We start from the raw sequence: 5587 nt of genomic DNA, 5'->3' as shown, positions 1-5587 counted from the left end.
GGAATTATACGATTACGTTAACTGGTTTAACAAGCATCGAATTCACGGAACGCTGGGATATTTGACGCCTGTTCAGTATCGCAAACAAGCCCTTAAAAAAGTTGTCTGATTTACTGTTGACAATCCACATTGCATTAAAAAGGGTGGAACTGACGTCCACCCTTAAATAGTTATTCGGCTTTAAAAAGCTCCATGGAGTAGGATTTGTATCCCCCGGTTAAGTTTTTAACACGGTAGCCCCTTTGGGTAAGAATTCGGGAAGCAGCGTGTAGCCTCTTAATCCAACCTGACAATAAACCCACGTTTCCTTAGAGGTATCAATTTCGTTTAGTCTTTCACGTAATTGATCAACAGGGATATTAACGGAGCTTGGAATTGCCCCTTTACTGTGTTCGTTCTCCGTGCGCACATCAATCAATTGTATCTTTTCCTTATCCCAATTTTGCAGGTCTTTTGGCAAAAATACGTCGACTTTGTGTGATAGAATGTTCTGAGCAACATACCCCGCCATATTGACTGGATCTTTCGCCGAGGAGAAGGGCGGAGCATAGGAGAGTTCCAGCTCGGCGAGATCATCAATCGTACCGTTTAAACGGATGACCGTAGCGATGACGTCCATGCGCTTATCAACACCGTCTTGTCCAAAGGCTTGAGCACCGAGGATTCTGCGTTCATCATTAAAGATCAGCTTAAGTGCAATTGGTGTGGCTCCAGGGTAATACGTCGCATGAGAAGCCGGATGAACATGAACGACTCGGTACGATTGATTTGATTGCTGCAAAGCCCGCTCATTCAAGCCTGTTGCTGCCCCAGTTAAACCGAATATTTTAATAATGGATGTACCTTGCGTCCCTTTATAAACACTTTCAACGCCACCGATGTTATCTGCGGCAATTCTTCCTTGCTTATTTGCAGGTCCGGCAAGTGGGATGGCTGCTTTTTGACCATGAATGAAATGCGTAATCTCCACTGCATCGCCAACGGCATAAATACCCGGCAGATTGGTTTGCATTTTCTCATTTACAATAATATGCCCTCTTGAGCCGAGTTGAATTCCTGAATCACGAAGAAACACTGTATCCGGTTGGACACCGATTGCCAGAATCACCATGTCGGCATAAAATTCATTGCCGCTTTGCAATCTAACAGCGATACCTTTTCCATCCTCCTGAAATGACTCCACTCCATCACCAAGCGCCAATCGCGCTCCCTGATCTTGAAGTTCTTTTTCCGCATAGGTCACCATATCCGAATCAAAGGGTGCAAGGATATGAGGAGCGGCTTCAATTACAGTAACATCAATACCACGGTGAATCATATTTTCCGCCATTTCTATTCCTATGAATCCGCCGCCGATGATGATTGCTTTTTTAATTTCGTGCTGGTCGATGTAGCTCTTGATTCGATCAGTGTCCGGAATATTTCTAAGGGTGAAAATTATATTGCTGTCAATCCCCGGGATGGGCGGTTTTATTGGTTTTGCACCTGGAGAAAGAATGAGTTCATCAAAGCTCTCTTCATATATCCCTTGTTCTTGATTGCGAACTGTAACTGTTTTCTTTTCACCATTGACGGCAACTACTTCACTGCGAATTCGCACATCGATATTGAATCGTTCTTTCATTGCCTCTGGGGTCTGAACCAGAAGCCTTGATCTTTCCTGAATGGTCTCTCCAATGTAATAAGGCAGTCCGCAATTCGCAAAAGAAATATAATCATCTCGTTCAAACATTATGATCTCGACGTTTTCATCCAACCGACGCAATCTTGCTGCTGCGGAAGCACCACCTGCGACCCCGCCTACAATGAGAACTTTCTTATTCATTTCGTTTCCTCCTATAAAAAGATACTTTGAATTAGATACCAGATCATTTTTTCTGCGAGCCGCATAATCGGCGTAACTGAATTATACGGTAGGGGGTATGTGGAGTGGTGTGAGCAAAATCACTGTTGAACATTTTTCATTGTGATTAGGGGCTTGACGGATGATCAGAAAACATTTATATTATTGTCATACCCCAACGGGTATATGTATAATAAAAGTGAGGGAGGTAAATGGAACAAATGACAATTCAATATGTAACAGATCAAAACTTTGATGATGTGGTTATGAAGTCCGGCAAGTTAGTTCTTGTTGATTTCTATGCAGACTGGTGTGGACCTTGTCGAATGTTATCCCCGGTACTAAATGAAATCAATAATGAGTATGGCGATCAAGTTACTGTTGCTAAAGTGAATGTTGATGAAAATCCGAAGGCAGCAATTCAACAGCAAGTTATGAGTATTCCAACGCTGAAATTCGTAAAAAACGGAAAAGTTCTTGGAACATCTGTAGGGTTTAAATCTAAGGAGCAGTTGAAAAATATGCTCAACAGTTTGCTTGTCTAAGACCCAATTTTTTTTACTCATTTCTATACCCCGTAGGGTATAATTGATTACAATAAATGAGCATGTTTGAAGTCAGAAAGTTTATTTTTTAATACCCCATGTCGTATATGTATTTTATTTTAATTTTTGAGAAACCTAAATTTGATTTTATACAGAGGGGTGAAAAGCCACTAATGGATATCGGGTGGATATTGACTTTATTCGCAATCGGTTTTGTAGGGTCGTTGATTTCGGGAATGGTGGGTATTGGCGGCTCCATTATTAAGTACCCGATGCTGCTGTACATTCCACCTGCACTTGGTTTTGTAGCTTTCTCAGCCCAAGAAGTTTCAGCGATCAGTGCAGTACAGGTTTTCTTTGCAACATTAGCGGGAATGTTCGCTTTTCGTAAAGGTGGGTATATTAACAAACCCTTAGTTATTTCCATGGGTATAGCCATTGTTATCGGCAGTTTTATCGGGGGTTATGGCTCGAAATTTTTGCCAAATGAAGCAATCAATCTTACTTATGCAATACTCGCGCTTATTGCAGCAATTATGATGTTCCTCCCTAAGAAGGGAGACGAAAATTCGGATTTTACAAAATTACAATTTAATAAGCCGCTTGCGGCAATTTTGGCAACAGTCATCGGTGTTTTGTCAGGGATTGTGGGAGCGGCTGGTGCATTTATCACCGTCCCAGTCATGTTAGTGGTATTGAAGATCCCGACACGTGTAGCGATCGCCTCATCTCTTGCCATCACGTTCATTTCATCGATTGGTTCGACGGTCGGCAAGTTTATGGGAGGGCATATGCTTCTGATCCCTTCGATCGCCATGGTGGTTGCAAGTACAGTAGCTTCGCCTATAGGAGCTAAGATTAGTAAAAAGTTAAACACCAAGGTCCTTCAATGGATTTTAGCAGCTTTAATTGTTGCTACAGTCATAAAAATTTGGCTTGATATTTTAACTTAAGGAGGAGTTAATAAATGACTGTGACAAAAGAACAATTGCCGCATGAAGTAGCAGAGCGTCTAAAAAAAGGGGAAAAGCTTAACATCCTTGATGTACGTGAACACGATGAATGGGAGTCCGGGCATATTCCAGGCGCAAAGCATATTCCCTTAGGTGAGATCAACAGAGCACTGAATGAAGTTGATCCGAAGCAAGAAACCGTTGTTGTTTGCCGCAGTGGCGGTCGAAGCGGAAGAGCGTGTGAATATTTGTCATCTCTTGGTTATAACGTAGTCAATATGCCTGGTGGCATGTCGGAATGGTCCGGCGATATCGAATACGGCAAATAATTATTTTTATGAAAATAAGGGAGGAATATACGAAATGACAACTTTGCAAGTAGATCGAACATTGGAATGTGAAGGCTTGGCATGTCCGTTACCAGTTGTTCGCACCAAAAAAGCGATTGAGGAATTGAATACAGGTGAAGTGTTAGAAGTACGTGCGACCGATAAAGGTTCGGTTGCTGATCTTCAAAGTTGGGCGAAGCGCACTGGACACCAATATATTGGCTTGAAGGAAGAAGATGGGGTATTTCGCCATTACATCCGAAAATCCGATCCATCGGAAACCAAGGAAGAAACCAAACATCCGCATACAATTTCCAACGAAGAGCTCCAAAATAAACTTTCTGCCGGGGAAAAGCTAAACATAATTGATGTCCGGGAACCGGCTGAATATGCTTTTGGTCGGATTCCTGGAGCAAAATCGATACCGTTAGGAGAGCTTGAAAAGCGTCTCTCTGAGCTTGATCCAAATGAGGAATATTACATGGTTTGCCGCACTGGAAATCGCAGTGATACGGCTTGCCAAACCTTAGTAGAGAAGGGTTTTAAAAATGTAAAAAATGCTGTCCAAGGCATGACCCAATGGACAGGAGAAGTTGAAAAAGACTAATTTTAAAAAAATGGAGGAATTCAAAATGGCAACTAAAGTAGCAATTATCGCAAGTAACGGCGGACTGTTTGATGCTTATAAAGTGTTTAATATTGCGACGGCTGCTGCGGCGACCGATTCGGAAGTAGCCATCTTCTTTACGTTCGAAGGATTGAATTTGATTCATAAGCAGGCGTATCAGCAGCTTCCAATGCCCGCCGGAAAAGAGCATTTTGAGGAAGGGTTTAAAGCTGCGAAAGTACCATCTATTCCAGAGCTTGCAAATATGGCGCAAGAAATGGGAGTGAAAATCATCGCATGTCAAATGACCATGGATGTAATGAATCTGAAAAAAGAAGATTTCATCGATGGCATTGATGTTGGGGGAGCAGTAACTTTTCTTGACTTTGCGCAAGACGCAAATGTTACATTAACATTCTAAATTTAAGGAGGCTTAAAATGAGTACAATGACGATAAAAAAGATGACCGCAAAAGAAGTGACCAAAAAAGTTCTTAACAACGAAGAATTGTTTATCTTGGATGTTCGTAACGAATCTGACTTTAACGATTGGAAAATCGAAGGACAAAGCGTGGAGATCATCAACATCCCGTATTTCGATTTATTGGATGGTGTTGATCCGGCTTTGGAAAAAATTCCGGACGGAAAACCTATCTTGGTGGTTTGCGCGAAAGAAGGTTCGTCCATGATGGTCGCTGAACAAATTGCTGAAGCAGGGAGAAGCAATGTTTCGTACCTTGAAGGTGGCATGAAGTCGTGGAGTGAGTACCTGGAGCCTGTAAAAGTCGCTGACCTGTCCAGCGGCGGAGAGTTGTACCAATTTGTTCGCATCGGCAAAGGCTGCCTTTCCTATATGGTTCTATCCAACGGAGAAGCTGCAATTATCGACACCAACCGTATGATTGATCAGTACGAAACATTTATGAAAGAAAAGGGAGTTACACTCAAGCACACCATTGATACGCACCTCCATGCCGATCACATTTCTGGAGGAAGAGCGCTGGCTCAAAAGTATGGTGCAACATACCATCTGCCACCGAAAGATGCTACGGAAGTAACTTTTGAATACGAAAAACTGGAAGAAGGAAAGGACATTCTTGTTGGGAACGAAAAAATTGTCGTGCACCCGATTTATTCGCCCGGACACACAATTGGTTCTACATCCTTCATTGTTGATAATAAATACCTCCCTCTATAAAGTTAAATTTTCTCCCGAATACTCCCGAATTCTTAAAATCTCATAAACACCTAATAGTTGACACACCATTTATTATGGATACATATAGGTGGTCTTTAATTTATTTACAATAT

6 protein-coding genes and 2 pseudogenes are annotated in these 5587 nt (G+C 42.0%); 7 read left to right on the top strand and 1 reads right to left on the bottom strand.

Annotation, left to right across the window (positions count from 1 at the left end; translation table 11 throughout):
* A partial coding sequence (locus ACFPXP_RS08585; RefSeq protein ID WP_379893815.1) for an IS3 family transposase occupies positions 1-109 on the top strand: 109 nt, incomplete at its 5' end.
* A gap of 61 nt (positions 110-170) precedes the next feature.
* On the opposite strand, the pseudogene ACFPXP_RS08580 reads toward ACFPXP_RS08585, so the two are convergent.
* A pseudogene (locus tag ACFPXP_RS08580) lies at positions 171-1825 on the bottom strand (CoA-disulfide reductase).
* A 230-nt stretch (positions 1826-2055) separates the two neighbouring features.
* Between ACFPXP_RS08580 and trxA the strand changes: the two are divergent.
* From trxA to ACFPXP_RS08550, 6 genes and pseudogenes are all read left to right on the top strand, one after another.
* A complete protein-coding gene (gene trxA / locus ACFPXP_RS08575; protein WP_379893814.1) occupies positions 2056-2388 on the top strand; it encodes a thioredoxin in 333 nt (110 codons plus the stop codon).
* A 173-nt stretch (positions 2389-2561) separates the two neighbouring features.
* Positions 2562-3341, top strand: a complete 780-nt coding sequence (locus ACFPXP_RS08570) for a sulfite exporter TauE/SafE family protein (RefSeq protein ID WP_379893813.1) — start codon at positions 2562-2564, stop codon at positions 3339-3341.
* A gap of 14 nt (positions 3342-3355) precedes the next feature.
* Entirely contained in the window at positions 3356-3670 is a 315-nt protein-coding gene (locus ACFPXP_RS08565) for a rhodanese-like domain-containing protein (RefSeq protein ID WP_379893812.1), read from the top strand.
* 34 nt (positions 3671-3704) lie between these two features.
* Positions 3705-4277 carry a sulfurtransferase TusA family protein gene (locus ACFPXP_RS08560; protein ID WP_379893811.1) on the top strand — a complete coding sequence of 191 codons (573 nt, stop codon included), beginning with the start codon at positions 3705-3707 and terminating at the stop codon, positions 4275-4277.
* Between the two features lie 25 nt (positions 4278-4302).
* Positions 4303-4698 carry a DsrE/DsrF/DrsH-like family protein gene (locus ACFPXP_RS08555; RefSeq protein WP_379893810.1) on the top strand — a complete coding sequence of 132 codons (396 nt, stop codon included), beginning with the start codon at positions 4303-4305 and terminating at the stop codon, positions 4696-4698.
* 26 nt (positions 4699-4724) lie between these two features.
* Positions 4725-5465 (top strand): annotated as a pseudogene (locus ACFPXP_RS08550) (rhodanese-like domain-containing protein); the annotation flags it as partial.
* Positions 5466-5587: the final 122 nt, after the last annotated feature.

It is taken from the genome of Marinicrinis lubricantis (assembly GCF_042658665.1).
GTDB classification, from domain to species: Bacteria; Bacillota; Bacilli; order Paenibacillales; family KCTC-33676; genus Marinicrinis; species Marinicrinis lubricantis.
Note: the sequence above shows the minus strand (reverse complement) of the source record. Positions and strands in the feature narration are given on the sequence as shown.

Bases quoted from the DNA above. Each gene is read 5' to 3' on its own strand.
- trxA (WP_379893814.1), top strand. From the start codon at position 2,056: ATGGAACAAATGACAATTCAATATGTAACAGATCAAAACTTTGATGAT.
- ACFPXP_RS08570 (WP_379893813.1), top strand. From the start codon at position 2,562: ATGGATATCGGGTGGATATTGACTTTATTCGCAATCGGTTTTGTAGGG.
- ACFPXP_RS08565 (WP_379893812.1), top strand. From the start codon at position 3,356: ATGACTGTGACAAAAGAACAATTGCCGCATGAAGTAGCAGAGCGTCTA.
- ACFPXP_RS08560 (WP_379893811.1), top strand. From the start codon at position 3,705: ATGACAACTTTGCAAGTAGATCGAACATTGGAATGTGAAGGCTTGGCA.
- ACFPXP_RS08555 (WP_379893810.1), top strand. From the start codon at position 4,303: ATGGCAACTAAAGTAGCAATTATCGCAAGTAACGGCGGACTGTTTGAT.